The organism is Pseudoalteromonas sp. S1610 (genome assembly GCF_005887465.1).
Classification (GTDB): domain Bacteria; phylum Pseudomonadota; class Gammaproteobacteria; order Enterobacterales; family Alteromonadaceae; genus Pseudoalteromonas; species Pseudoalteromonas undina.
Map to the genome: position 1 here is coordinate 1 of NZ_PNDI01000150.1, position 216 is coordinate 216.

General features: G+C 97.7%; 1 protein-coding gene. It reads left to right on the forward strand.

Going from position 1 to position 216, the window contains the following annotated elements; all coding sequences use genetic code 11:
- Positions 1 to 216 (forward strand): hypothetical protein (locus tag CWB77_RS18830; protein ID WP_212750891.1); only part of this gene is annotated, 216 nt, incomplete at both ends.

Here is a 216-nt window from a genome sequence, read left to right on the forward strand (position 1 = left end):
GGGGGGGGGGGGGGGGGGGGGGGGGGGGGGGGGGGGGGGGGGGGGGGGGGGGGGGGGGGGGGGGGGGGGGGGGGGGGGGGGGGGGGGGGGGGGGGGGGGGGGGGGGGGGGGGGGGGGGGGGTGGGGGGGGGGGGGGGGGGGGGGGGGGGGGGGGGGGGGGGGGGGGGGGGGTGGGGGGGGGTGGGGGGGGGGTGGGGGGGGGGGGGGGGTGGGGGG